23 protein-coding genes and 1 pseudogene are annotated in these 24,651 nt (G+C 56.7%); 8 read left to right on the top strand and 16 right to left on the bottom strand.

Going from position 1 to position 24,651, the window contains the following annotated elements:
• The first annotated feature begins 90 nt into the window (after positions 1-90).
• The 4 genes from M5G20_RS27985 to M5G20_RS27970 all read left to right on the top strand — a co-directional run bounded on the left by M5G20_RS27985 (position 91) and on the right by M5G20_RS27970 (position 3,126).
• Positions 91-348, top strand: coding sequence for a hypothetical protein (locus tag M5G20_RS27985; protein WP_273921858.1), 258 nt, complete (start codon positions 91-93; stop codon positions 346-348).
• The gene (locus M5G20_RS27980; protein WP_273921857.1) at positions 345-1,109 is read left to right on the top strand and encodes a Fic/DOC family protein; all 765 of its coding nucleotides are present in this window, start codon (positions 345-347) and stop codon (positions 1,107-1,109) included. The genes M5G20_RS27985 and M5G20_RS27980 overlap by 4 nt, the downstream gene beginning before the upstream one ends.
• 215 nt (positions 1,110-1,324) lie before the next feature.
• Positions 1,325-2,158: an oxidoreductase gene (locus M5G20_RS27975; RefSeq protein WP_273921856.1), complete on the top strand. Its 834-nt coding sequence runs from the start codon at positions 1,325-1,327 to the stop codon at positions 2,156-2,158.
• A 26-nt stretch (positions 2,159-2,184) separates the two neighbouring features.
• Positions 2,185-3,126, top strand: a complete 942-nt coding sequence (locus M5G20_RS27970; RefSeq protein WP_273921855.1) for an AraC family transcriptional regulator — start codon at positions 2,185-2,187, stop codon at positions 3,124-3,126.
• Positions 3,127-3,350: 224 nt separating this feature from the next.
• Here the strand turns inward: M5G20_RS27970 and M5G20_RS27965 are convergent, their stop codons facing one another.
• Both M5G20_RS27965 and M5G20_RS27960 read right to left on the bottom strand, forming a co-directional pair.
• On the bottom strand, positions 3,351-4,166 hold the full coding sequence (locus M5G20_RS27965) for a hypothetical protein (protein WP_273921854.1): 816 nt from the start codon (positions 4,164-4,166) through the stop codon (positions 3,351-3,353).
• Between the two features lie 362 nt (positions 4,167-4,528).
• On the bottom strand, positions 4,529-4,903 hold the full coding sequence (locus M5G20_RS27960; protein ID WP_273921853.1) for a DUF6124 family protein: 375 nt from the start codon (positions 4,901-4,903) through the stop codon (positions 4,529-4,531).
• Between the two features lie 495 nt (positions 4,904-5,398).
• On the opposite strand from M5G20_RS27960, the gene M5G20_RS27955 reads away from it, so the two are divergent.
• The 4 genes and pseudogenes from M5G20_RS27955 (at position 5,399) to M5G20_RS27940 (ending at position 7,099) form a co-directional block, all read left to right on the top strand.
• On the top strand, positions 5,399-5,794 hold the full coding sequence (locus M5G20_RS27955) for a DUF6124 family protein (protein ID WP_273921852.1): 396 nt from the start codon (positions 5,399-5,401) through the stop codon (positions 5,792-5,794).
• Between the two features lie 242 nt (positions 5,795-6,036).
• Positions 6,037-6,288, top strand: coding sequence for a hypothetical protein (locus M5G20_RS27950; protein WP_337994307.1), 252 nt, complete (start codon positions 6,037-6,039; stop codon positions 6,286-6,288).
• Positions 6,284-6,466: pseudogene (locus tag M5G20_RS27945) on the top strand (polymorphic toxin type 15 domain-containing protein); the annotation flags it as partial. The gene M5G20_RS27950 and the pseudogene M5G20_RS27945, both read left to right, overlap by 5 nt.
• Positions 6,467-6,481: 15 nt before the next feature.
• Complete coding sequence (locus M5G20_RS27940) at positions 6,482-7,099, top strand: GAD-like domain-containing protein (protein WP_273921850.1); 618 nt, start codon at positions 6,482-6,484, stop codon at positions 7,097-7,099.
• 326 nt (positions 7,100-7,425) lie between these two features.
• On the opposite strand, the gene M5G20_RS27935 is transcribed toward M5G20_RS27940, so the two are convergent.
• From M5G20_RS27935 to tssE, 14 genes are all read right to left on the bottom strand, one after another.
• Entirely contained in the window at positions 7,426-7,803 is a 378-nt protein-coding gene (locus M5G20_RS27935; RefSeq protein ID WP_273921849.1) for a helicase, read from the bottom strand.
• A gap of 118 nt (positions 7,804-7,921) precedes the next feature.
• A complete protein-coding gene (locus M5G20_RS27930; RefSeq protein WP_273921848.1) occupies positions 7,922-8,932 on the bottom strand; it encodes a serine/threonine-protein kinase in 1,011 nt (336 codons plus the stop codon).
• On the bottom strand, positions 8,929-9,657 hold the full coding sequence (locus M5G20_RS27925) for a PP2C family protein-serine/threonine phosphatase (RefSeq protein WP_273921847.1): 729 nt from the start codon (positions 9,655-9,657) through the stop codon (positions 8,929-8,931). The genes M5G20_RS27930 and M5G20_RS27925 overlap by 4 nt, the downstream gene beginning before the upstream one ends.
• Complete coding sequence (tssM, locus tag M5G20_RS27920; RefSeq protein ID WP_273921846.1) at positions 9,657-13,157, bottom strand: type VI secretion system membrane subunit TssM; 3,501 nt, start codon at positions 13,155-13,157, stop codon at positions 9,657-9,659. The genes M5G20_RS27925 and tssM overlap by 1 nt, the downstream gene beginning before the upstream one ends.
• Positions 13,157-14,050: a type IVB secretion system protein IcmH/DotU gene (icmH, locus tag M5G20_RS27915; RefSeq protein WP_273921845.1), complete on the bottom strand. Its 894-nt coding sequence runs from the start codon at positions 14,048-14,050 to the stop codon at positions 13,157-13,159. Before icmH ends, tssM begins: the two co-directional genes overlap by 1 nt.
• Before the next feature lie 5 nt (positions 14,051-14,055).
• Positions 14,056-15,387 (bottom strand): type VI secretion system baseplate subunit TssK, encoded by a 1,332-nt coding sequence (gene tssK / locus M5G20_RS27910; RefSeq protein WP_273921844.1) that lies wholly within the window; start codon positions 15,385-15,387, stop codon positions 14,056-14,058.
• Between the two features lie 2 nt (positions 15,388-15,389).
• Complete coding sequence (tssJ, locus tag M5G20_RS27905; protein WP_273921843.1) at positions 15,390-15,890, bottom strand: type VI secretion system lipoprotein TssJ; 501 nt, start codon at positions 15,888-15,890, stop codon at positions 15,390-15,392.
• Positions 15,887-17,080: a type VI secretion system-associated FHA domain protein TagH gene (tagH, locus tag M5G20_RS27900; RefSeq protein ID WP_273921842.1), complete on the bottom strand. Its 1,194-nt coding sequence runs from the start codon at positions 17,078-17,080 to the stop codon at positions 15,887-15,889. Before tagH ends, tssJ begins: the two co-directional genes overlap by 4 nt.
• A 20-nt stretch (positions 17,081-17,100) precedes the next feature.
• Positions 17,101-17,241 (bottom strand): type VI secretion protein, encoded by a 141-nt coding sequence (locus M5G20_RS27895; protein WP_150702357.1) that lies wholly within the window; start codon positions 17,239-17,241, stop codon positions 17,101-17,103.
• A gap of 60 nt (positions 17,242-17,301) precedes the next feature.
• Entirely contained in the window at positions 17,302-18,819 is a 1,518-nt protein-coding gene (locus M5G20_RS27890) for a sigma 54-interacting transcriptional regulator (RefSeq protein ID WP_273921841.1), read from the bottom strand.
• A gap of 10 nt (positions 18,820-18,829) precedes the next feature.
• Positions 18,830-21,454 carry a type VI secretion system ATPase TssH gene (gene tssH, locus M5G20_RS27885; protein WP_273921840.1) on the bottom strand — a complete coding sequence of 875 codons (2,625 nt, stop codon included), beginning with the start codon at positions 21,452-21,454 and terminating at the stop codon, positions 18,830-18,832.
• A gap of 12 nt (positions 21,455-21,466) precedes the next feature.
• Positions 21,467-22,474: a type VI secretion system baseplate subunit TssG gene (tssG, locus tag M5G20_RS27880; protein WP_273921839.1), complete on the bottom strand. Its 1,008-nt coding sequence runs from the start codon at positions 22,472-22,474 to the stop codon at positions 21,467-21,469.
• Complete coding sequence (gene tssF, locus M5G20_RS27875) at positions 22,438-24,225, bottom strand: type VI secretion system baseplate subunit TssF (protein ID WP_273921838.1); 1,788 nt, start codon at positions 24,223-24,225, stop codon at positions 22,438-22,440. Before tssF ends, tssG begins: the two co-directional genes overlap by 37 nt.
• A 15-nt stretch (positions 24,226-24,240) precedes the next feature.
• Positions 24,241-24,651, bottom strand: coding sequence for a type VI secretion system baseplate subunit TssE (gene tssE, locus M5G20_RS27870; protein WP_273921837.1), 411 nt, complete (start codon positions 24,649-24,651; stop codon positions 24,241-24,243).

The following is a 24,651-nucleotide window of genomic DNA, read 5'->3' as shown; positions in this document are numbered from 1 at the left end:
GGGAGCGAGCCTGCTCGCGAAGCCGCCACCGCGGTCTGACAAAGAACAAGCGCACTGCTATGATTTGACTGCAAACAGAGGGCTTTTTCGATGACCCAAACAGCTGCTGCCAGTGTTGCAAGCCAAGTCCGCCAACTGGCTAAAGACCACCATATCACTGCCGATCCTGATGGCATGAGTCGCATGGCCGTGACCATCACTCGAATGGCTGGCGATATCGTTGAGTTGGATGGCATTGAACAGCTGCTCGTCAATCTGAAGAAAAAAGGCGTTCTGAGCAAAACCGAGACGCTTGCACTTCAAGGACGCTATCTTCAGGAAAGGCGCGCACAGAAACGTAGCGCATGACCTTTGATCCGTTCGGCGACTTCGATACGGCTGGCTATCTACGTAACTCGCTGCAACTGAAAGACCCTACCGAAGTTAAAGAATCCGAGCATCTTTCGTTCGAATTGAGCATCGAAGATGCGCTTTCCTTTTTGGCCAATAAGAAGTCAATCGACTACAAGGCCGTGCTCAAGGTTCATGAAATCCTGTTCTCCGGTTTTTATCCCTGGGCTGGAAAAGACCGCAACGAACTTGTACCTCACCTCGCCGTCTTCAAGGGTTCACGCGACGATCCCCGGCACACCATTTTCGAGCACCCGAACGCCATCAAGATGTCTGTCGACTATGCGCTAGTGTTGGCGGCTGACAAAAAACGTTTCAGAGACCACCCCGGCGAGGTGATGGGGCAACTGGCCTTCGCACACCCCTTTCTGGACGGCAATGGACGCACAATCCTCTTGGTCTTCATGGAGCTTTGCTACCGGGCCAGGTTTGCCATTGACTGGTCAAAAACCGGCAAGGACGGCTACTTGCGGGCACTGAGCGAAGAAATCAGAGAGCCTCGCGAGAGGCATCTCGATACCTACCTCAAACCCTTCATCGTCGATATATCCAGCCGTGACGAATGGCCTGCGACCATCAGCGGCATCAGAGGCCTCGATGGCCTGGACAAGGAAAACATCACGTACGAAAGCCTGGACAACCCGCAAGTGCAGCAGATCTACAAGACTTACAGAACCAAACTTCATGACAGACGAAAGGCTTCTGATTCGGATGACTGAGGCGGTCCACTTGGCCGATGCGAAATTGCAATCCAAGCAATCTTTTGCATTCTTATGACCTTCGGTTGCATAAGATTTGACCAGCCGATCCTGGACCGAGTATCGGCACCCACCACCCCGATAGGATCAGGCAATACTCAAATCCAATCCGGCATAGTCCCCCACTGTTCTCCGCTCTAGCATGGCCTCGTCCTATATCTTCAGGAGCGCGCCCCATGAGTGTAGAAAAAACCCTTTTTATCACCGGCGTCAGCAGTGGTTTTGGCCAAGCCCTGGCTAAGGAAGCTCTCTCCCAGGGCCATCGAGTGATCGGCACTGTTCGCAGCGAATCCTCTCTGGCAACCTTCGAGGCGCTCTCGCCTGAGCGGGCCCATGGCGTAGTGCTGGACGTTACCCACTTCGACGCAATCGACGCGGTGGTCGCCGCTGTTGAGGGCCAGCACGGCCCGGTGGATGTGCTGGTAAACAACGCGGGTTATGGTCACGAGGGGATTTTCGAGGAGTCGTCGTTGGCGGAAATGCGCCGCCAGTTCGACGTAAACGTATTTGGCGCGGTGGCGATTACCAAGGCGTTTGTGCCTTATTTTCGCCAGCGGCGGGCGGGACATATCCTCAATATCACTTCCATGGGCGGCTATATCACCATGCCGGGCATTGCCTATTACTGCGGCAGCAAATTTGCGTTGGAGGGCATCTCTGACACATTGAGCAAGGAGCTTGCACCCTTCAATATTTTTGTCACGGCCGTGGCGCCGGGGTCGTTTCGCACAGACTGGGCGGGCCGTTCGATGCAACGTACACCGCGCAGTATCAGAGACTACGATGCGATTTTCGACCCGGTGCGAAAAGCCCGTGAGGAAAAAAGCGGCCATCAACTGGGCGACCCGCAGAAAGCCGCACGCGCCATGCTAACGATTATCGCCAGCCCTAACCCGCCGACTCAACTGCTGCTGGGCAGCGACGCCCTGGCTCTGGTGCGTGACAAGCTGCACCGGACGGCGGAGAGTATTGAGCAATGGGAAGCGCTTAGCTGTTCTACGGATGGCTGAGCATAAATGTGGAGAACGTGTAGTCGATGCCCAAACCCAAGGACCCGAGCACAGCGCGTATGGTGCAATTGATGGATCAGCTTGCGCCGCTGGAGGGCTACAACCTGAGCCCGCTGGATGATGTGCGTTTTCTGCGCTCCAACCGGCCGCTGACGCGCACGCCGGTTTTGTATGAACCGGGCATCGTCATCCTCTGTCAGGGGCAGAAACGCGGTTATCTGGGTGATGAAGTTTACGTTTATGACGCCCAGCATTATCTGGTGGTGTCGGTGCCAGTGCCCTTTACGATGGAGACAGACGCTAGCGAGGCGCAACCAATGCTGGCGGTGTACCTGCGTCTGGATTTCACCTTGGCCGGAGAGCTGATACAGCAGGTGGATGAGGTATGGAACTTCAGCGCGGCACAGCCTATGGGCATGTACGCCTCGCCCATGGACGAACCGCTGCGCCTGTCGACCTTGCGGTTTCTGGAAGTCATGGGCGACCGCACCGACGCGCAAATCCTAGGCCCGGCGATGCTGCGCGAACTCTACTACCGCATCCTCACCGGCGAACAAGGTGGCACCCTACGCGCGGCCATCGCCCAGCAGGGCCAATTCGGCAAGGTGACGCGCGCCATTCGCAAAATCCACAGCAGTTACCAAGAGCATCTGGATGTAGAAGCCCTGGCCCAGGAAGCGCAGATGAGCGTGCCCAACTTTCATCTCCATTTTCGCAAGGTGACCGATTCCTCGCCTATGCAGTATCTCAAGTCGACACGGTTGCATCAGGCGCGATTACTGATGCTGCGCAACGACCTGACAGCGGCCAAATCGGCATTTCTGGTGGGTTATGAAAGCGCTTCGCAATTTAGCCGCGACTTCAAGCGCCTCTTCGGCCGCACACCGTTGGCGGAGGTGGCGTGGATGAAACGGGCCTATGCGTTGCCGGCACCGACAACCCCGTCGCCCTTCGTGCCATCACACTGACCTTCAATCAGTCCTGTCTTGCCCGGGGCCAGAAGGCTTCGGTCGGCATACGCGCGGCGGGAACGCCGAGCTGTTTCAGGCTTGGGAGATAGGGACACCCATTAGCCAGTCTCGAGTCAAGGCTAAAATAAATCCGTATCAACCCGTCTGGAAGCCAACCGAAATACTTGCCCATGGTATCTGTTGTAGTTAATAGCGCTATTGAAGGTGGGCCAAGGTTGAGCTCAATTGCTGTTTCGGTCTATTGGCTCAAACATGGTTTTGAGATCAATCGGATCAAGGCAGCCCGGCGCCTTATCTTTCACTTGCTTGAAATAGCTTCGTGCTGCCGGATTCTCGATACCACTTTTGAGCGCTAGCAGATAATAACCATCGGCTCGAAACTGTTCCCGGCTCAGCAGCACAGGGGAGTAGAGATCCCTCAGTGAGGTCAATGGTTGCTCACGGTTGATCTGGGGCATCTTCAGCTCTTTGAAACAGTACGAATTTAACGCCGGCAATGGGTAATGGCCTGAGTATGGGTCCGGCTGCTCCAACGCATTTAGCAGTTGTCCCCTAAGCCGCAGAAGTTCAGGGTCATTGAACTTGAAACGCTGGTACGCTTGATCACAGTCGCGCAATTGCATTACCGCGCTGGCCAGCAGGCCTTGATCCGTGGCACGCTGATAGAGCGCACAAGCCTCTGCATGTATCGCCGAGTAGTCTCGACCAGACATTGTCTTGCTGCGTTCTTTTAGAGTTGCCAGCAGGTAAGTGGCTACGCCATGACCCTCGCTGCTAGCTTTACGCAGTTCGCGTTCAAATGTTTCAGCTTTGTTAGCCACTGCCCGGATGGTTTCAGTTAGAGCACCTTTATCGATTTTGCCTTGTTGTTCCTGCTCCACAATCAAATCTATCTGTTGCTTGCTGTCTTCCGCTATTCGCAGCGCATGCTGAAGGGTTGCTTCAGCCTCGGCTGTCGGTGCCGCATTTACAACGGTGCATAAGACAAGACTTAGTAACAGTGTTGAATGACACAACTTCAATCTCAATTCCTCCATGAATGTCTGCGCGAATATGTAGACCGAGCAGCCTTATCCTTCGGTTTGTAAAACCTGTCAAGGTGTAAGTTGGCAGTGAATCTATCTTGCGTTTTCTCTCAACGCTTGCTGCTCCGGACCTGGCGTGCTGGATCGTTGCAATGCCCCCTCCTGGCCGACTTCAGCCTCTAGCCAGCGGCAGCTTTGATCGTTCTCGTTTCCATCTTCAGACCGCCAACCTGAATCAAATGTCATAAGTTCCGCGATTTCGTTTGCTGGCAAACCAGCAGCATTTATATGCGAAGTAATAGAAAGAGATGGGCCTCTGCGGCCGAGTAGTACTTCAGAGGACTCTTGGCAGAGACCGGTATCCTGGGGCATGTTTACGAATTGTGAGTCGAGCCAAGATTATCGAGCACTCGACTCACTGCCAACTCACTTAACATGATCACCTGTTGAAGTGCCAACATCGCCTTACGGCTAACCCCTTCCAACCCCCCGGCAAACTCACTGGCCATCGCACCTGCCGACGCCAGCGATTCGCAGGCGTGGGCTAACAAAGTTTCATTGTCCACATCGGGCGCAACTACAAAGATACTCCCGGGAGCATGCATTGCAGCTGATTTTGCTGGTATCGGTTTCAGGTAAAAATCGAGAGCTCGATCAACGGCATCGTGACGTTCCTTTGTAGAACCGGCGACGTATGGAGCAGTGCTTTCCACTTGTGATCCGGCGTGTGACTCAGTGTCTTTGGGCATAGTGAATATCCATAAGATGTTTGGAGACATCACGCTAACTGTCACGCTTCCGACCGCCAACCCTAAAAAGACGTCGGAGGCCTCCTCAATTTTCGGGACGATTTCATCGCCCTAAACACCATTCCCACTCCGAGTAAACGCAACTTAACAAGGGCTGTTTAACATCCCTCATAGTTACTTCATGAAAGCTACAAAACCTTGTGCCGTTGCCTACAGGTACGCCAGAATCCGCCGGCTTGTGCGCCTTAACCTTGGCCTCTATCGTTTCCCTGCCACTGCCCATCAGTGGTCAGGTTTAGTCGCCTGAGGTTGTTAGTAAGCTGCACAGCGTTCCGTTCAGTCAGATATTCGTATCTGTATTTGATGGTGACTGTGCGCAGGGCGCTCTCGGGCGCGCCGGTTTTGCTAACTCCCCCGGTCGACTAACCTGCGTACAGCCGCCACCCTTTCGTTTAGTCGCGAAGTGGTTGAGGCAATATTTCGGAGTTTGCAGACATGTTAAAAGTTACGCCGAATCCGCCGGATACCGATCCGATATCGCCTTACGAACCCCCAGATTTCACCAAGCTCCACGAAGCCGCCGAACGCGCCCTCGACCATCACTTTCCGCCAACAGATAAGAAAACTCCCAAACACAACGGTCAACTCTTCAGTGTATGCCCGGGCATTCATTCCGAAGCCCTACTCGCCAATGCCTCGGAAGACCTGCTGTCGATCAGCGCCATCGCCGCCGACCTCGCCGATGATGTAGACGGCTCACGCCGCTCTGTGGCCCTGGCAATCAGCCGCATGGCCGACGGGGTGCATTTGTTGGTCGAGCGAGTACTTGATCATCTGGATGATCCGGAAATGGCGGCGATACTCGCCAAGCAACACAGCCTGGCCCGCTAACTCATCTAACAGTCAACAACCCCGGTCGGTGTGTTCTTCACCTTCGGGGTTTTTCTCGTTATGGCGCCCGGCACACAGTTGGGAGCACAAAACCCAACACAGTTAACTTCCCTGTTTCCGCAACGCGTGTAGGACGCGTCCGATTTGATCTTTTGGGTCATGCGGTCCCCCTGTGCCTCGGTCCTTTGCCCACGTACAACTTGATGAGTCCTGCAAGGAGCGAATTGTCAGGGAGACAATTGATGTTTTTATGGCACAGGGTGCCCACGTGGCACGAGATAGAAAACCGCATCACTCGAGAGATGGGTTACCAGGGAGGCGCCGGGTATCGCGCTCACTTCAACGAACCCGTTCCCTCCCTCTCGCTCAATATTCGTCGGGTCAATTGCGTCAGGTCTGCCTTCATCGAGGCTGAGTGGGAAGCGGCTCGCTTATTGAGACAACGCTTCGCTGACATCGATATCGCCAGCGTCCTTAACGAGCTGATCGAATAATCCTGATTTGAGGGCTGGCGGTAAGGACATCATTGCGGACTTTGGTGATCGACAAGTAAATTCAAGCATCGGTCCTCAGTGGAGGCCAAAAATCGCAAATTTGAAAGCTGCTGCTGAAAACATTCCCACCTCGATGCGAGAGTCAACTTTTCTTAATGTGAAATTACATAAGTGCTAATTAAAGGAAGGCATCGTGGACAAGGTATTTGCTAGGTTTATAGAAAAAGTTGGCGCACCTGTTGATCGACAGGAAGTTCCTGCGTCAAGTATTGAGCGTTACAGAGGCAAGCTGCCCAATCAGTTATTGGAATATTGGTCAGAACATGGTTGGTCTGGGTACGGCGACGGGATTTTCTGGATCGTCAATCCTCAGGAATATGAAGGAGTGGTGGCATCCTGGATTGAAGACACAAAACTAAAAGAAAAGGACAATTATCATCTGATTGCTCGTGGCGCTTTTGGAAATTTGTATCTATGGGGAGAAAAAACAGGTGCTTCCCTTAAGATAACTAGTGTGCTTTCCCGCTATATAACATTCAAATCCATTTTCACAGGAGAGGACATGGATAAAGGATTGCGATGTTTCCTGTTGTCGTGTGAGGTAGACGCTAACGATTATGGCGACCTGTTCAAACCAGCAAAGAAAAAGCTCGGCACCCTACGCCACGACGAGATGTACGGCTTCGTTCCAGCCCTAATGCTCGGCGGCCCGGATACCCTCGATCATCTTGAGAAAGTGAAGGCGGTGGAACATTTAACCCTGCTGTCCCAAATAGCCGAACTCCAGCCCTACAGTTTTTCGGATCTGTAGACGATGTGCTCCGAGGCTCGAATCGAAATCGTCAAAGCACTAAGGCGATACTGAATGGACAAAGTATTTACGAGTTTTTTGGAGAAGTTCGCTGGGGCAACTGATCGGCGGGAAGTGCCGCTTTCCAGCGGAGAAAGGGATTTATCTTCCCTACTCGGAACGTCTGCTCCTGGCCGACTTCAGCCTCTAGCCAGCGGCAGCCTTGATCGTTCTCAAGTCCACGGCACGTACTGATGCAAGCGCTTGTTCGGCTCGAACACCGATTGATGGACCAGGCGCTCCAACTGCTCTTACGAATATTCCTCGCCGGCGCTACCCACAAGTCCTCAAGCCTTAGCCTTCTTCGGCTTCAAATACTTGGTCAGCCCCTGGAACCAGATCACCAGCGCCGGGTTGCCCTTGATCTGAATCGACTTGTCCTGAATCCCCGTCATGAACGCCAGCTGCTTGTTCTTCGCCTGCAGGGTGGCAAAGCCATAGGCCGCGTCTTTGAAGGCAATGGCGAACGCAGGCTCGGCATACACGCCAGCCTTGCTGGTGATGCGCTGATCCTTCACGCGAAAATGCCGTGCCACCTTCCCGTCCAGGGTCTGCAGCTGAAACACCAGCTCCTTGTCACCCAACTGCTGCTGAAACGCAGGATTGGTCCGGCTGGCCTTGCCCATCAACAAACCCAGCATCCACAGCAGAAAACGAAATTTCATGCGCAAGCCTCAAGAGAAAAATGAACGGCCGGCGCAGTGTAGCGACTTCGGGCGATAACGCTACTATCGCGATTCGTTAGAAGACGATGGCGCTATTTTGGCGGTGATGACTACCAAGTCATTGACGAAACCTGTTCGAAAAAAGTCGACTCCAGCCTTGCAGTAACCTGGAATGACTAGCGCCTGCGAAGTCCTGACGCAATTGGGCCACCGTGATGTGTCGCTTCGAAGGATCGAAAGACAACGCGGTTTTCAAGGAGGTCCAACAGCGTTTGGGCAGGTGACTGGACGTCAAAGGCTCAACTTCCATACCCGCATCACGGGCCTGATTGGACGGCACTCGACGCAATGGGTGTTTGCCACATCCCAGCTCATAGAGCACGCAAGCCACCGAAAAGACATCTGCGCTGGCCACCAGCGGCGAGCCATCGAGCAATTCCGGGGCAGCATAGCCAAAGGTCCAGGCATGGAAACCCTGACGGCTCAGCGTCGGCAGGCCGGGCAAGGCATCTTCCTCGGCCAATCCCAAACCAAAATCGAATAGTCGAAGGCCTTCCTCGCCGACCATCACATTGCTCGGTTTGATATCACCGTGGAGCACGCCGCGACTGTGGGCATGGGCCAATGCATCGAACAATGGCAGTGCGATGTCGCGCAGCTCTGGCCACGGTAAACCCAAGGGCCGCTCGCACAGCAACTTATCCAGGGTCAGGCCGCGCATCAGCTCCATTGTGATGAAAGCCCTGTTGCAACGGGTATCTGCCTCAAAACCGTACAAGCGCACTACATTCGGGTGCTGTACACGCCGCGTCAGGGCGAACTCACTGAAAAGCAGGGCACTGGCGTCCACGCAATCCGCATATTCATCGCTGAGCATTTTCAGCGCGACGTAAGGCTCGGGATCACCGAACTGTTCTTGCAACAAGTCCCGTGCGCGATACACCACTCCCATCCCGCCAGCACCGAGCAGACGTTCGAGGCGATAGCGCCCGGCCAACACATCCGGCACCTGTTCTGGCCGTCCTTGCGTCGCATCCGTGCGTGTCGCTACAGGTTTTGCGAAAGCGAAGTACGTCAGGTCTTCGTCGCGGCTGGACAAGTCATCAAGTACGTCCCCGGCCCCACTCATTGGCGAATAACCAAGCCTGTCAGGTTATCCCGCGCCGGGCCGCCTAACACTTCTTCGAACAAACGCGTCAATGCCGACTCCGGTGCAGGCAGACTCAAGGCGCGCCCCAGGGACTCACGGCTCAAGTCTTGGTGCAAGCCGTCGCTGCATAACAGAAACACATCGGCGGGATGCACTACGAACTCCAGCACATCAAGGTTCAATTGCTCGCTGGCGCCCACTGCGCGGGTCAACGCAGCCGAGTGCGGTTGAGCCCAGGCCTGCCGGTCATCCATCCTGTGTTCGTCGATCAGTTGCTGCCTCAGCGAATGGTCCCTGGTCAGCTGATACAGCCGCTGCTCGCGCCACAGATAGCAACGACTGTCCCCGGCCCAGATACAGACTGCACGGCTGCCTTCGATCAGCAACGTCACCACTGTGCTGCCGATGATGTCGTCCTGACGCCCGGCAACCACGGTCAATTCCTGATTCAAGCGACGATTGAGCCACGACAGGCACCGCCGTACACCTTTGACTCGCTCATCGAAATCGCTTTGCTCCGCTAACTCGGCCAGGCCAGCGACAATCAGCTGGCTGGCAATGTCGCCCCGTTGATACCCGCCCATGCCGTCGGCGACCGCCCACATGCCTTTTTTCGGATCTTCAAGGAAAGCATCTTCATTGCGCGCCCGGATTTTTCCGCGATCCGTGCGCGCAACGCTGCGCCAAACGCCAAGTGTCGTCATCAGAGCTGCATGGGCATGCGGAAAGTACGTAGCACACCCATGTCGAACGGGTTCGGTGTGCGTTGACTCATGAGCAGGTAATTGGCACGCAGGCCACCCACATCAGCCTTGAGCACCAGCACATCACGACCGATCAAAGACTCGGTCTGCATCAGGTCCAGGAGTCGGAACAATGACCATGGACCCTTGTTTTTCTCGATTCCGATCGGGCGCCCCACCATTCTGTCGAGTACCAGACTTGTACGTCCGTCTTCGGCCTCGACGGGCCATTTAAATGAGGCTGCCATGATCGGACCATGACGGTACTCCATGGTCCTGTCGCCAAATCTGAACTCGGCACGGCTGACGGTCGGATCCAGGGAGTAAGGCTCCAGCTTGAATCGCACCTGTGGCTCGGAAGGATCTTCAGCAAAAAAACTTTGGCGGATCACATGTGCCGAAGCCATTTGATCGAGGTAAAACCTGGAGACGGGCAGGGAGCGCCCATCAACGGTTTTCAGGCGGTAGCTGCCCGGATTGCCGCTCACAAACGGGCGCATGTAATTGTCGAAAAAGCGCTCAACAAGGCCTTGGGCCTTAAAGAACTCGCGAAAATCGCTGAGCGCCACATCACTGGCGCTGTGCGCGTTAAAGGGATATCGCTTGTTGATCGACTTGCCATAGAAGCTATACAGCTCACTCTGATAACGCTGATTCACGAACCGGTAAGCGTCGTTGAGCACCAGGCGCCAACTGTCTTCGGCAAGCGTGTTGAACCAGGTCGCCGCCGGCCGAGGCAAACGACCGGACGCCGTTCGCAAAATGCTCAGCGCGTCGCGCTGGTTTCCCATGCGTGCCTTGGCCATTTCGTACGCGGCCAGGTCCGGGGTGCCGGCACGAGCCAGACTCGTCAGCTGCAGTTGTAGCTCGTTGAGCGCGTGCAATACGGCAGTCAGGTCGGCACTCGGACCGTTGTCGTCATCCAGCAAACGGTGCAAGGGTTCGAAGCGGCGTTGCATTGCCTTTCTTGCCGTATCGGGCAAATGGCCGGCCAATGTCCCGGAAGCCTTTTTTACGTTGGCGACGGCAAGTGAGCCCAACCCACCGCTCTTCTGCGTGAGCTGTTGTGCTGATGCCGCGGCGTCATCCACGCTATCGGCGATCGAGGGAATGCGCGTGTTCTCGCGAATTTGCGCCAGCAGTTGCAGCACCGGTGAGCTGGCTGAAGTCAGGCTGGCCAACTGTTCGGCGCCTTCCCCGGCCTCCTCGATCGGTTGCAACGCAATCCGTGCGATGGCATCGCCCCAGACATTGGCGTAATCACGAAAGTACAGTTGCTCCAGTTCGACCATCAAATGCCGCAGGTCCATGGCGCTGATCTGCGAACTCTCACCCAATACCCAGTTGTCACGCAGAATATCGGTGACCAGCGCGGCACCCTTTACCGAAAAATATTGCTGATAACCCTTCAGGGTGTAGAACCCGGGGATCAGGGAGCGGGTACCCACGAACACATCGCCCTGAGGTCCCAGGTGCTGGTTCAAGTGGTAGTCGGGGAGCGCGCGAGCCTGCTCGCGCAGCACCCGATAAACCACATTGGCCAGGGACTCGCTGCGCAGTATCTGCCGCGCCTGAGCGACCAGTGGATCATTGAGCGGGTAGCTGAATGATTGACTCAGCAACTGATCAAGGTGTCCGCTCAAGCGACTTTGCACGGCGTTGTTTGCGGCGTATCGGCGGGACCAATCGCTGGCGATCCAGTCTTTCAGCCATATCACGTCGCGGCGATCCTTGAGACTGAGCATCAGGTATGCACGAAGACTGTTGAGCAAACGCTCGCGGTCCACCGGCTGGGTGCGAATCTGATCTTCCAGTAGCGACGCGATCGACGGCAGCAGGTGTGTTTCAAGTTCACGCTCGTAAGCACTCATGATCGCCGGATTGGCAGCTTCACCCTGATACAAGCCACCACGCTCCCGGTACGAAACGTCACTTGCCTGCGGGAATGCCTGTGTCGCTGCATGAATGGCATCAAGGTTTTGCAGAACCGGCAACAAATTGCCTTGAGGGGGCAGCGCCGAACGCTGGAGAGTCCAGGCTTGTGCCAGCGTGCGCAGGTTTTCCAGCCGCTCATGATTGGCCGAGAAACCTCCGGCCCACCACAGACCGAACAGGCTCAGCGCCGCCAGCGAGGTCATGTACAGCGTTCGCTGCCCCCAACAAACAAGGCTGTGCTCGCGCTTGTCGAGTTGAACAGTATCGGCTTCGGGAAAAATGATCCGGCTGAACAGATGGCTTATGAACCGCGGGTGACCCATAAGCGGAGTCGTCAATACAGCATTGTTCACGCCACTGTAGGCAAGCGGTTTTCCTGGTCGAGTGGCGCTGGTCAAGTAGAAGCCGCGAAATGTACTCGCGCCTTGACTACGATGACCGCAGAAGGCCATTTCAATGAATTGGCAAAGCCCTTCGCCGAGCAATCCCAATTGATGCGGATAATCGAGAATACGACCTCGACAAAGAGGGTCACGCTCCTGATGCATGCGCATGATCACCTGGCTATCGAGACGATGCAGCAGCGCTTCAAACTCCACACGTATCGCACTCGCATCAGCCGAGCCCAGGTCTTTGCTCAAGCTCACACCCAGCACATGATCACTTTCCTCCCGGGTCAGCTGATCAAAGAATTCATTGAAGCCTGACTGCTCGTCCGCCTTGCTCAACACCAGATAGACCGGCAGTTCGATATGCAGCTTTTGCCGCACCTCTTGCAAGCGTGCGCGCACATGCCGCGCAAGCATTTGAAGGGCTTCGCCGTCATGCGAGAGGAGAGTTTGCACCGGCAGGGTAACCAGTACGCCATTGAGCGGACGGTGTCGGCGGCGCTTGCGCAACAACGCCAACAACGTGGCCCAACCGCCAGCGTCAATGTCAGCATCCGGCTGGTTGAGATAGCGTCCGGGGGTGTCGATGAACACGCCGCCTTCGGCAAAGTACCAATCGCACGAACGGGTACCTGGTGATTCATCGGTCGATTTGCGGTCAAGGTTATTAAGGGGAAATTCAAGACCCGAGACATTCAGCAGCGTGGTTTTGCCACTCCCCTGAGGGCCGATCAGCAAGTACCAAGGCAGATCGCGTCGCCCTCGCTCGCGCTGATTGCGATAGAAGCTCGACGTCTTGAGGACTTTAACGGCGGCCTTGAAGCGTGCCCTCAGGTCCGCGCGCTCTTCGTCAATCTGTTGCTCTCGGAGCAAACGATCGACACCCAGCCCGCGCCCCTCGGCTTGCTCGCGAATGCCGGTGCGCCAGCTGACAAAAACCATGGCCAGCCCCCACACCAGAAACAACACACTGATACTCAGCAATCGAGACGTCGGGCTTTCCCAGAACCTGAAATCATCTATCGCCAACAACGGCCCGACAAGCCACACGAACACTGCCGTCAACAATATCGAGAGCAGACTCCACACCCAGGTTTTACGCAAAAAGGCAGCGGTTTTTCCGAAGAGGTTTTTCATCACTCGCGCTCCTTCCATGGCTGCGCCTGCGCTTGAATCGCGTCCTGCTCAAATTGATGAAAAGGCTGCAGCACTAAAGCTCGCTGCTCCCTCAAAACCCAGGCGAAGCCTGAATACATCACCATCAGACACATCGCTGTTACCAGCGCCATCATCCACCACGGCACGATACGAACCGGACTTTGGCGCTTGCCCTCACCCTCACCGTTACCGCGTGATGGCTGTTCATGGGGAGCATCTGCGCGTATCAGGCGAATCTGCCGAAAAAGCGCATCACGAAGATTTTCGAGCTCCAGAAGACCTCGTGCCTGGATTCGGTATTTACCCTCGAACCCGAGCGACAGGCACACGTACATCAGCTCAAGCATCGGCAGGTGCTTGATCGGGTTTTTTGACAGCCGATCAAGCAACTGGAAGAACTTTTCACCACCAGACGTCTCATTGTGAAACCTGCTGAGAAGACTCATTTGTGACCACTGGCTCTCCTTTCCCCACGCGGTTGTCACCACCGCCTCATCCACCACGGTGCACAGCACATAACGTGCAGTTGAAACCTGGCTGCTTTCGATACCGACACGTAATGCGCCATCTGCAAAGTGTTCCAGTGCCGTGCTCAATCGCTGATTGAGGCTGGGTAAGTCTTCACCGGTAGCGCAGTGCTTGAGCCGCACCACTTCCGATAACAGCCATGACGCCGATGCCACCAATGCGTTGCGGCGGACGTTGAAAGTTTGCTGCGGCATCTGCCGAGCGGCGTAGATCATGCGATCTTCGAGCTGCTCGAAACGCGGCGGTGCCGCCGAGTCCGTCAGGGGTCCCTGTGCCGGCCCACGGCCGAGACGGTCAAGCAGGACAGTTTTGTCATCCTGGTCGTATTGCATGTCCTTGATCATGTCGCTCAACTCCTGATGGCCCAGAATTTCAGTTCCAGCTCCGCGAACTCACCGGAAACGTGGAACGCGAAACCACCAGAGCGCTCGAGTTGCGCCTGGTCTTCGGAGCCGAGTTCAAGAATGAAATAAGTCTTGTTGGCGTGAAAGGCGATCTGCCGTGGAGCCACCGGTAACGGTTTGATTTTGAAACCCGGCAAATGCAGATTGACCAGTTGGCGGATGCTTTCGACCGTGCCGACCTTGAGGTGTGCAGGCAATCGATGGCGCAATTCTTCGCTGTCGCAGTGGGCGCTGGCGGCCAGCACGAACGAGGCCGACCCCGTTAATTTTGGATCGTGCAAAGGCGAAACAATGATTCCGTACTGACGCGCCTGCATCGGCAACTCGATGGCATGCTGTTCCAGCACCATCGACAGCACCTGACGGATTGCCTCCATCAGCTTGCGAAAACTCGCGCCCTGGTCACTGTGTTCGTAGCGAACATCCACTCGCGGACGCTTGCTGTCACTTGAGAAAGTCGCCAGCTCACCCAGCAGGGTCAACAACGTGCAGTACAACTCTTGCGGGTGAACCTGCTGCAGATTGAGATAGTGACGCAGCAACGGCTCGGTTCGATTGATCAATTGCAGCATCATGAAGTCACCGACTTCCGCGCCGCCCACCTTGCCATTGGAACGGATCCTTTGTGCAATGGTGTCCCCCCGGTGACCGAGCATGCTGATCACCTCCTTCAGGCACGAAAGCAAATAGCTCGATGAGTGCATCTGGATGTAGGTCGGTACGAAGTCCGGATCGAGACTGATCACGCCCTCGGGCGTGGTGTCGAGGACATGACAGATTTTCAATCTGACAAAACCCTGATCGCCTTGCTGGTCGCCCAGCAGCAAGCGGAAGTCCGGACGGGCGCAACTGACCTGGCTTGCGCAACCGTCGCCGGCGTTGGAGTCCGTCACCTCTCGCTCATACGCGACATATCGTGCCAACACGTCCGCCTGCTCCAGACGACGAGCTTCGATGTGGTTGCCAGTGACCAGCGGCAACGCCAGATAGACCGATGTGTTGCCCGTGTTCACAGGTACATCCAGCACCAACGGTTGCGTGCTACTACCGACTTCGAAAAGACTGCCATCCGGCAGGACTCCCGAGGCACGGTTGACCACCAGTTTGCCCATGTTGAGAAACTGCGAATCAACGTCCAGGCTCAGGAACCCCCAGGTGAAACTACCCAGCAACTGAGTGCGAGCCTTTATCTGATGGTCGTGATACCGATCGTTGTGCTGGAAGTGCTGCGGACGCAGCAACATTCCTTCCTGCCAAATGACCTTATGGAAGTTCATGCTCAATTGTCCGCCTGTACAAACACTTCACCGTTGCCATGAATGCCGGCCTGATCCAGAACCAGGTCGATGTGAGTGATGCCCGCCGTGATGACGGGCACGGTGTAGCGCCATCGGGTTTCCGGTAAATCACGGTAAGCGGCAAGAATGCCTACGTAGCGGCTTTGCGATTGCACGCTGAGCTTGAGCTCTCGAATTTCGCCGGGACGCAGCTGCAGCTCCTCACTGGTTACCAGGTCCGGAGCCAGGGATTTCGCGGCGCGCTCATAGAGACTGAAGAAGTCGGCACTCTCGAATGCAACCGGGTGCCTGAGTTCGACAAGACGGACGACAATCGGTGACGGACGTCCATTGAGATCCGGGTTCAACTGCTCACTCGCGGACAGCTTCAGATTGATTTTGGAAAGGCTGGAATACGGCGATAACGCTGCGCACGCGGTCAATAGCAACATGGAGGCCAGCGCACTCAGCGCCTTGAAAAAAGCGGTCGTCATGCCTGTCATCCCTGAAGGTCGGTATGGAGGGTGGAGATCAGGCGAATCTGCTCTTCATAGGCCTGGGCAAAGTCACGGGCCAACAAGCGCTCACCCCATTCGCCATCCTGAAGCAGGGCCTGGTGATAGCGGCCGTAGGCTTTCCAGCGATTGCCGGACGTTCCCAGCAGTGACGGGTTTTCACGCTCGAAACGAAGCGTCAGCTGTTGCGGTGAAAAGTGCTCCACAGCACCCCGAATTGCCGCGCGACTGGCGGCCAGCAACGCCACCTGATGCGCTTGCAGGTCACGGAAAGCGCGGGAAATTGCCTGATCTGCCGGTAACTGACCTGGCTTGTTGGCCAGCAGCATGCCCAACACGTCCGCAGCATCGGCTCCATACTTGAGAGGGTTGCAATGGAGGCCTTGTACCGTCGTCTGCGCCAGTCGAAGTTCGTTTTTCAGTTCGCTGCGGGTGCGCAGGCTTTGCTGTAAACCACCAATGCTTTGCTTGAGTAACCGCACCGCACTCACTGCCAATGCTTCGCGAGCGCCAGTCTCGAGGCCGTCGAGCTCCATCCCCAACGCAGAACCAAAGCGTGCCCAAAAATCTTCAGACGGGCGCTCGGCAGCCGTGCGACTCGCTGCCGGTGCAGGCGCCTGAGGTGCGTCAATCAACTGCGGCACCACCATGTTTTCCATGTCGATGCGCGCAAAGTCAGCACATTGCATGGGTTCCTGAGTCGCGCTATCGAACGCCGTGAACGCGTCGATCTCGCAGGCAAGAGGTTGTTGCTGATCAACAGTGCTCAATGGGTCGTAGTCGAGGAAAACTTCGTCAGGAATGATGTTTCCTGTCATCCACCGTCCACTGGCCCGTGTGTCAAAGGCTGTCATTGAGTCACTCAGTCGCGCACGGATTTCGAAATCACCCAGCAGATAAACGCTGCCGGTCTCTATACGCATCGCTTCATTTTTGGGCAGCTGTGCACCGGTTGTGCAGTCCTGAATTCCGTTGCTACTGATATCGGTCAGGAAAAACCCATTGTCGCGGCTGCTGATCAATGCGTGCCGACTGGACAGGTGACGCTTGCGGTCCGGAATGACCCAGTCGCAATCCGCGCCCCGACCGATTACCCCGCCGGACTCGCTGAAGGTTTTCTGGCACAAATCCGTTGGCACGAACTGCTTGCTGCTCAGTATCTCGAGAACCAGTTCCATGTAGTTGATGCTCCTTGCAGTCACTGGCCGCGATTGACCGCATGCGGATCACCCAAGGGGCGATAGGTGTTGTCATTGAATTTGTAATTACCGCCGCAACCACCAACGCCACTTACAACGACGAGAGCCAGCAAGACGGCGGGCCAATTACGAACAGGCATGGGTGAGTCTCCGAAGAACAAAACAGAAAAGGTGAATGCCAGGAACCCGAATGACGCGCGTTAACCATCGAGGTCCCCTGGGCAGATATTCAGGCGCCCGAGGCGATACAGCAGGGTGCGGCGCGGCAACCCAAGCTCACGGGCCGTGCGTGTCTGATTGCCGCTGTTTTTTCGCAGGCAAGCGATCATCAGGTTGCGCTCGAACCGCTCCAGGCGTTCGCGCAGGTGCAGGCTTTTATCTTCAGCAAACACGTCCACGGGCAGGCAAAAATGTCCGGGCAACAGTTCGCCGCCGTCACACAGGAGCAGCGCGCGTTCCACCATGCCTTTGAGTTCACGCACGTTGCCCGGAAACGTATAAGCGGCCAGATGACCAAGGGCGGCCTCGGACCAGAGCACGGCATCCCGTTGCAGGAGTGCACACGCCTTGTCAGAGAAGTAGCGGGCCAGATCGAGGATGTCACTTTCACGCTGACGCAAAGCCGGCAACTCGATCGGAAACTGTGCGAGGCGGTAGTACAAGTCTTCGCGGAACTGGCCTTCCCTGACCAACGACGGCAAATCCCGGTGCGTCGCGGCAATAATCCGCACATCGACGCTATGGGTGTCGTTGCAACCCAACGGTCTGATCTCTCCCTCCTGCAAAACCCGTAGCAACTTGGCCTGGAGCGACAATGGCATGTCGCCGACTTCATCCAGAAACAAGGTGCCGCCGTCGGCCGCATCGAACAAGCCGGGACGATCCCGGTCGGCACCGGTGAAAGCACCTTTGCGGTAGCCGAACAGTTCGCTCTCCAACAGGTTTTCGGCGAATGCCGCACAGTTCTGCACGATGAACGCCTGAGAGCGTCGAGGCCCACCGTCGTGAATGGCCCGCGCGACCACTTCCTTGCCGGTACCGGTCTCGCCCAGCAACAGGACGGTGTAGGGGCTATGAACGACCTTGCTGATCAGGGAATACGTTCGCCGCATGGCCGGGCTCTTGCCGATCAGCCCATAGCCGCTGGCATTCGGGATACTGACAGGCACAGCTCGCGCCCTGCCGATTGGTTGCCTCAAGCGCTGCAACAGCTGTAGCTGGCCGAGTGCGAACGCGCCCAATTGGCCAAGGGAGCCGGCGAATCCCTGCAGATCGATCTGTCGATGACTGGCGCAAAGCACCAAGCCGTCAACAGCCTTTCGCTGATTCAGCAATGGCACACACAACAGCGATTGCCAGGGTCGGGGCCGGGTCGGCAAAAAATCAGTGTCGTGCAGGCTGTCTCTCAATGAATCGAGGCCCACTACACGGTTCTGGCGCAGAGCAAACTGCAACAGTTTCTGATCACTGTAATCCGCCAGCAAACTCGTGACGGCCCTGGGCTGCAGAATGCCGTCGAGATACTCGCTGATGAGCCCGAGGCCGCCATGAGTGGGGTCCAGCCGATACAACTGCGTCAACTCGCAGCCGCTGAGCTGCGCGACCCCGCGCACGAATTCCCCCAACAATGCGCCGCCATCCGCCGCCCGTGACAGCCCTGTGAACTGCTCCAGCAAGGCTTCGGCATACAGCAATGGCTGTTTCAGGTCAGCGAGCATCGCACCCATCTCAGACGAACTCGCAGATGACACATGCATCGGCACCCAGCGTCGCATGAACATGCCCAAGGCACTCTCCCGTGGCCATCGAATCGAGGACACGGTCGGCTATTCGAGGCAGTACATGCAGTTCCAACAGGTGGTCAATTAAACGAGCACCGCTGTCGCTTTGAACACAGCGCTCCGCCAGGTGATCGACCAGGTTTTGACCATAGGTGAAACCCAGATCGCGACGGCGCAGGCGTTCACCCAAACGCTCGAGTTTCATTTCAATCAACTCGCGCAGTACCGGCCCGCTAACGGGGTAGTACGGCACGACCCGCATGCGCGCTAACAACGCCGGTTTGAAATGTCGGCTGAGGATGGGCGCAATCGCCTGCTCCAGCACTTGGGCGGCTGGCCGCTCAGCGTCTTGGCAAAGCTCGCTGATCCGTTCGCTGCCCAGATTCGAGGTCAACAGGATCAACGCATTGCGAAAGTCGATTGCCCGGCCTTCGCCATCGTTGACCACGCCTTTGTCGAATATCTGGTAGAACAGGTTGAGGACGTCCGGATCGGCCTTCTCGACTTCATCCAGCAGCACGATCGAATACGGCTTTTGGCGTATGGCTTCAGTGAGCATGCCGCCCTCGCCATAGCCGACATAACCAGGGGGCGACCCGATCAGGCGCGAGACCGTGTGCTTTTCCTGAAACTCAGACATGTTGATCGTGGTGATAAAACGCTCGCCGCCATATAACAAATCCGCGAGCGCCAATGCAGTTTCGGTTTTACCGACACCACTTGGACCTACCAGAAGAAACACGCCTACCGGAGTGTCAGGCCTGTTCAACCCGGCGGCCGTTGCGCGCATTGCACGGTCCAGGGCCTCTATGGCGGGCTCCTGACCAAGGATTCGGTCGCGCAAGTCGCTGGCAAAACCGGTGACTTTGGCATTGTGCTCCCGGGCCAGTTGCGTCAGCGGCACACCGGTCCAGGCGCTCACCACTTCGGCCACCAGTCGTGGGCATACTTCAAAACTCACCAGCCGTTCGCTGCCTTGTGCATCGAGCAGAGCTCGATGAGATTCCTTAAGAGAAGCTTGCAGCTTCTCCACACATTGAATGTCATCTGCCTGCCCGTCTGAACATCCGTCACCCGTCTCGACATTGCCGACTGAAGCCCGGGCGTGAGCCAGCTGCTGGCGTAAATTCAGCACTGACTCGGCCATGCCGACCTGCGCCATCCACCGGGTTTGCAGTGCCGCTTTTTCCACTTCGGCGTCGTGCAGATGACGCTCTAAAGCGTGCAGGGATTGATGGTCGATCAACACACCGGCCTCGGCATCGCGACGTAGCGCCTGTCGTTTGCGCTCCCCTTCAGCCAGCTCGGCCTGTAACCGTTGCAGGCTTTGCGGGGCGGCAGCCAGGCTGATACGGACGCGGGCGCACGCTGTGTCGAGAACATCGATCGCTTTGTCGGGCAACTGACGCCCCGTGAGGTAACGAGCCGACAATTCAGCGGCAGCCACCACCGCGTCATCGCGCAGATAGATGCCGTGGCTCTTCTCATACACACCGGCCAGGCCACGAAGAATTGTCACGGCTTCGCTGACGGTTGGCTCAAGCAATTGCACAGGCTGGAAACGGCGGGCGAGTGCCGGATCTTTTTCGAAGTATTTTTTGTACTCGGTCCATGTGGTTGCCGCAATCGTTCGCAACTCGCCACGGGCCAGCGCCGGTTTCAGCAGGTTGGCCGCGTCGGAGCCGCCAGTAGCGCCACCTGCGCCGATCAATGTATGCGCCTCGTCGATAAACAGGATGATCGCGTTGGGTGATCCTTTGACCTCATCGATTACGCCCTTGAGGCGCCGTTCGAACTCACCTTTTACACTGGCGCCCGCCTGTAACAGCCCCATGTCCAGAGACAGCAGCTCAACACCGCGCAGCGGCGGCGGTACATCTCCGGCAACGATGCGCAAGGCCAGACCTTCGACGATGGCTGTCTTGCCTACACCCGCGTCGCCCACCACAATCGGGTTGTTTTTGCGGCGACGGGCGAGGATGTCGATCATCTGGCGGATCGCATCATCGCGACACAACACCGGGTCCAGCTTGTCGTCACGGGCTTGCCGGGTCAGGTTGTGAGTAAAACGCTCTAACAGTGATTCAGTGCTCTTGATTGAATGATCGATGGCCGGGTGCCGGGTCCCCAACAACGCAAACGCTTTCAATCGCTCAATGTTCAGCCTGGCCAGTAAAAGTTGGTATCGGCTGCCGGCGTAGCGCATTGGATTACGTAGCAGGGCGAGAATCAGTGAGCCTTGGTCAACCTGGCTACGACCCAGTTCAAGATTCGCCACCAGCAACGCATCCTGAAGCCATTGCACCAGCTCTGGAGCAAACACGGGGTTGCGTGAAGCGCTGTGTTCGCCCGGCAAGTGCAAAGCGCTGATCAATTCTCCGGCATCAACTTCAGCATCTTGCAGAGCACGGCCGAGCAAACCCAGCGGGCGCTCCAGCAAGGCCAGAAGCAAGTCCTCGATGAGCACTTTGCTGGCACCGCGGCCGACGCAACGCTCGGCAGCGCTTTCCAGGTCGCGACGGCTTTCGACGTCCAGCGCCTGAATGAGTTGTTGCAGGTCCACATTGATCATGGGGTCTCGTCCTTAATGAATACTGCTGCTCAGGGTCACTTGACCGTCGGCGTGTTCGCGCCCCAACCAACTGGTCCAACCCAGGCGGCAGGCGCTCTGTTCACCAATGCGCAATTCGTGAATCGCTTCCTGGCGCAGGAGCAGTCGAATGTCGTAATCGAGCGGATCTCGCAGGGTGAATCGAACCAGTGCGCACAGTGGTTGATAGCCGCACCCAATCGGCAGGAATTCATGGAAGCGTTCCCAGTCGAGCGCACGGATATGAATCCGGAATTTGCCGCCGCGATCACGAACGTATTCGCCTAGCACCAGATCCTCGCCAAGCTTGCTGTTGGCACGCCCCAGGCGATTGCGTTGCTCCTCCAGAATGTCGACGCGACGCTCAACGCACTGTTCGATGAATATCTCGGCGTGCTTGAAGTAGTAACGCAGCACCGCCTCGATCAACGCTGCCGAGTGGGCGCGCAAACTCAGGAGTCCGAGGTACGGCAAAAGGCGTTTCCAGTTCAGTTCGCCAGCCTTGCGGATCTGTTCTCCACCCAAGCCGATCAGGGCAAAGAGTTGCGCCGAAAAAGGGTCGATGGCGCCGCTCTTGAAGGCGGCTCGGTACCGGTATTTGCGCCATATCGGCAGCATCAATCGCTGCAGGCGATGGTGAAACAGATCGAGAAAACTGCGGGTCAGGTTGCCGTCTTCGTTGTCACCCAAGGCCTGCTCGGCGTAGAACGCGGGCAGTGGTGAACCGGAACCCACCAGGCTGATCAGGTTGAAACGAAGTCGTGCGCGCAGTTGCCCGTGTTCCTCAAAAAACTCCACGCGATCAACGTCGCTACCGGGGAAACCAAAGCTCGGATTGGCCTGGAACTCCAATTGGTCGTAAAGATCGTCGTCGCTCATGCCAGGGTGCGCCTCGCGCAGCCGATCAACGACTGCCAGCACAGCCTGGAACAGCGAGTACTCGCGTATGACTCGACTCAACCCACTCAAAGGAGGGGCTGCAGACCCATGCGGGGTAGCCATTGGTACACCTCTCCCTGTGTGCTGATTACCCGCAACTCGTGGTACGAATTGAGGCTGGCATAAAGCGCAAAAAACTCGTTGAGTACCGATGCGAAGACAAATAAATCGCCCTCGCCGATATATCCCTGCGGATCGATGGTCAGTTCCGTGCGCAACCCCCGGACGGGTAATCCTCGGTGCAGTCTGTCGACGTGCTGGTGCCTGATTGATTTCAGCCCACCGAGCAGCCGCTTGCTGACTTTCTCCGCGTGCTGGTCGTAGTAGCGGGGCAAGTCGTAGGTTTCGAGAATCACCTTCAGCGCGTTGACGTCCGCCAGCGACAGGTAGTTGAGCGACATGTTGCTGATCAGCTTCCAGAGGAAGTCCCGATTGAGCGGTGGCGCGAAACAGGCGGTGACAGGCGTGATGTTGCGAAAGCTCAAACACTCCGGCGTCCGCTCACAAGCCTGATTGATGTCACCGAGCTTCAGCTTGCGCGCAAGGTTCTGGTTGGTGCAGACCAGCTCAATCGACAGGGTTTCCTGCATGTCGACGGCTTGGGTGCCAAAGCTCAGGTAAGTGTCGAGGCCGTCGTGCAACAAGGACGAGCGCTGGCGAACGCTGTAATGCGCTCGGTGGGTCGGTACATCGAAACTCGGATCATGTTCAAACGACTCGAACGGCACATACTGCCGATACCCCAAACCACCCGGCCTCCAGCCTGTAACGGTCTCGACAGAGAACACGCCACAGTTTTCCTGGTTGTACCGGGCAGGCAACAGCAGGTACTCATCCTGCTTGCCGTCGAGTCGTATGGGCAGCGCATCGTGCTTGAACAGGTTTGCGATTGGCGTGCAGTAAAGCTTCACGTTATCGAGGGTCGGACGCAGGCGCTGCAGGGCGCTTTTGCGAATATCGAAGCGCAACGCCATCCCCCGCACCTGCTTGATGCTTTCTTCGGGCAAGGTCTTGAGCAGGTCGAGACCCTTGATATCGACGAACAAAAACTTGTCCTGAAAAGCGAAGTACTCCTGCAGGTATCGATAGCCGCGGAAGGTATTCAGCGGGTATGGCATCAAGGCTTCATCTTCAGCAAAGCCCACCGGTCGTACACATTCGTCCGGCAACTGAAATGCCAGTGGTAGATCATTCACCCCGATAAGCGGCTCACCCCTGCCATCCAGCGGGATTAGCTCGGCACCTTGCAGGTTGCGCAACAGACTCAGGTACAGCGCTTGGCTGATGTAGCGTTCACCCGCGAAGTACAGGCGCAGGTGGCGCAACTGCAACTCGCCAAGATGACCGTCAGCAGTCATTTCCAGTCGCAGGCTCAACAGCGAACCATCACCTTTGACCGAGTGGCTCAACGCGACAAGATCCAGCGCCGCCACTTCGGTGGCATAGCACGTACGGAAACGGCAACGCTCTCCCTCGATCGGCACGCTTTCCACCGGGGTGTCGCGTGCAACCGTCAACGCAGGCTCCGAACGCGTCAAAGGGGCGAACTGCAACATGCTGAAAGCCGGAACCGGCCGCATATAGTTGGGCCACAGCAGGTGCATCAACGAATGGCTCAGTTCCGGCAATTCATCATCAAGCTTTTGGCGCAAACGTCCGGTCAGAAAAGCAAAGCCTTCCAGCAAACGCTCCACGTCGGGATCTTGCCCGGTTTGCCCCAGATAGGAGGACAACGCCGGACTGCGCTCGGCCAATCGACGGCCCAACTGGCGAAGTGCAGTGAGCTCACTTTGGTAGTAATGGTTAAACGACATGGCGAGCTCCGAATGTCATAGGCTCACCATGACCTGACCACTGCCATCCAGGCGGGCGGCAAAACTGACCTGACGCTTGAACCCTTCGACTTCCAGCAGGCCTTCAATGCAGAAGGACAAACGAAGCGGATCTTCTTGCTGCAATCGAGGATGAACACGCACATTGCTCAATCGCGGCTCGTAGGCCTCGATAAAACGTTCAATGAACAAACGCGCGCGGCTCAAGGAATCGTGCAGGCTCAGACGCATGTCATTGAGGTCCGGCAATCCGTAATCTGCCAGCGTCTGCACACTGCCTGCACGGGTGCTGAGCATCTTGGCCAGATGGGCAGCCACAGACGCCATGGCAGAGTTTTCGAGGCTCCAGCCATCACGTTTGCTTGCATCGCCATTGAGGCGTTCGAAGAGGCTGCCGTATCCGGCCAT

Source organism: Pseudomonas sp. TNT2022 ID1044 (assembly GCF_028656895.1).
In the GTDB taxonomy this organism is placed as follows: domain Bacteria; phylum Pseudomonadota; class Gammaproteobacteria; order Pseudomonadales; family Pseudomonadaceae; genus Aquipseudomonas; species Aquipseudomonas reinekei.
This window is presented reverse-complemented; position numbering and strand designations above follow the sequence as displayed.

Bases quoted from the DNA above. Each gene is read 5' to 3' on its own strand.
- M5G20_RS27985 (WP_273921858.1), top strand. From the start codon at position 91: ATGACCCAAACAGCTGCTGCCAGTGTTGCAAGCCAAGTCCGCCAACTG.
- M5G20_RS27980 (WP_273921857.1), top strand. From the start codon at position 345: ATGACCTTTGATCCGTTCGGCGACTTCGATACGGCTGGCTATCTACGT.
- M5G20_RS27975 (WP_273921856.1), top strand. From the start codon at position 1,325: ATGAGTGTAGAAAAAACCCTTTTTATCACCGGCGTCAGCAGTGGTTTT.
- M5G20_RS27970 (WP_273921855.1), top strand. From the start codon at position 2,185: ATGCCCAAACCCAAGGACCCGAGCACAGCGCGTATGGTGCAATTGATG.
- M5G20_RS27965 (WP_273921854.1), bottom strand. From the start codon at position 4,166: ATGGAGGAATTGAGATTGAAGTTGTGTCATTCAACACTGTTACTAAGT.
- M5G20_RS27960 (WP_273921853.1), bottom strand. From the start codon at position 4,903: ATGCCCAAAGACACTGAGTCACACGCCGGATCACAAGTGGAAAGCACT.
- M5G20_RS27955 (WP_273921852.1), top strand. From the start codon at position 5,399: ATGTTAAAAGTTACGCCGAATCCGCCGGATACCGATCCGATATCGCCT.
- M5G20_RS27950 (WP_337994307.1), top strand. From the start codon at position 6,037: ATGTTTTTATGGCACAGGGTGCCCACGTGGCACGAGATAGAAAACCGC.
- M5G20_RS27935 (WP_273921849.1), bottom strand. From the start codon at position 7,803: ATGAAATTTCGTTTTCTGCTGTGGATGCTGGGTTTGTTGATGGGCAAG.
- M5G20_RS27930 (WP_273921848.1), bottom strand. From the start codon at position 8,932: ATGAGTGGGGCCGGGGACGTACTTGATGACTTGTCCAGCCGCGACGAA.
- M5G20_RS27925 (WP_273921847.1), bottom strand. From the start codon at position 9,657: ATGACGACACTTGGCGTTTGGCGCAGCGTTGCGCGCACGGATCGCGGA.
- tssM (WP_273921846.1), bottom strand. From the start codon at position 13,157: ATGAAAAACCTCTTCGGAAAAACCGCTGCCTTTTTGCGTAAAACCTGG.
- icmH (WP_273921845.1), bottom strand. From the start codon at position 14,050: ATGATCAAGGACATGCAATACGACCAGGATGACAAAACTGTCCTGCTT.
- tssK (WP_273921844.1), bottom strand. From the start codon at position 15,387: ATGAACTTCCATAAGGTCATTTGGCAGGAAGGAATGTTGCTGCGTCCG.
- tssJ (WP_273921843.1), bottom strand. From the start codon at position 15,890: ATGACAGGCATGACGACCGCTTTTTTCAAGGCGCTGAGTGCGCTGGCC.
- tagH (WP_273921842.1), bottom strand. From the start codon at position 17,080: ATGGAACTGGTTCTCGAGATACTGAGCAGCAAGCAGTTCGTGCCAACG.
- M5G20_RS27895 (WP_150702357.1), bottom strand. From the start codon at position 17,241: ATGCCTGTTCGTAATTGGCCCGCCGTCTTGCTGGCTCTCGTCGTTGTA.
- M5G20_RS27890 (WP_273921841.1), bottom strand. From the start codon at position 18,819: ATGCTCGCTGACCTGAAACAGCCATTGCTGTATGCCGAAGCCTTGCTG.
- tssH (WP_273921840.1), bottom strand. From the start codon at position 21,454: ATGATCAATGTGGACCTGCAACAACTCATTCAGGCGCTGGACGTCGAA.
- tssG (WP_273921839.1), bottom strand. From the start codon at position 22,474: ATGGCTACCCCGCATGGGTCTGCAGCCCCTCCTTTGAGTGGGTTGAGT.
- tssF (WP_273921838.1), bottom strand. From the start codon at position 24,225: ATGTCGTTTAACCATTACTACCAAAGTGAGCTCACTGCACTTCGCCAG.
- tssE (WP_273921837.1), bottom strand. From the start codon at position 24,651: ATGGCCGGATACGGCAGCCTCTTCGAACGCCTCAATGGCGATGCAAGC.